Genomic DNA, 592 nt, shown 5'->3' on the forward strand with positions numbered 1-592 from the left:
GCTTTCTCACAGTCTAGTTATCCTGTTTTAAATCAATTGGATTCCTTTCACATTTCTAAAGCACTGAATCGAACTTTTGGAGTTAAAAAGAGCGAGTTTAAAGAAGGTGTACAAAAGGCAATCAAAGAACACGAACTGGATGATTTCATACGTTGGATGGATACATTGGAGAGCACTTTAGAAACGGATAAGCAGTTAGAAAAGGCCGAGGATTTTCGTAGATATATTGGCGGTAATTGGGATCGAATTTTTGATTGGAGAGAAAAAGTTGAGAATCCACCAAAAGAGGCAAGGGGCATGGGTGCAATGGAATCCAACCAACGACATATTTCATTCCGAATGAAAAAGCGTGGAATGCATTGGAGTTTAGAAGGTAGTGAGGCAATGGTGAAGATCAAACAAGGGATTCTAAATAAAACATTACGATCCGTCTATTTGAGAGACCAAAGGCGAAGTGTAAGAAAACAACGAGACGTGAAAAAAGTGGTTCGTATGACTGAATTTCTACGCCAGGAAACCCAGCCGTCAATTGGAGCAAAACAAGGTAAAATAAGCCTAAATACAGCTCATTCATCAGCTATTGGACAGTTAA

General features: G+C 39.2%; 1 protein-coding gene. It reads left to right on the plus strand.

The window, feature by feature from the left end; translation table 11 throughout:
- Positions 1–592: UPF0236 family transposase-like protein (locus tag ACFQ18_RS18090; protein ID WP_379566894.1), on the plus strand; the 592-nt coding region annotated here is incomplete at both ends.

Origin of the sequence: Oceanobacillus caeni, assembly GCF_042678465.1 — a bacterium.
In the GTDB taxonomy this organism is placed as follows: domain Bacteria; phylum Bacillota; class Bacilli; order Bacillales; family Amphibacillaceae; genus Oceanobacillus; species Oceanobacillus caeni.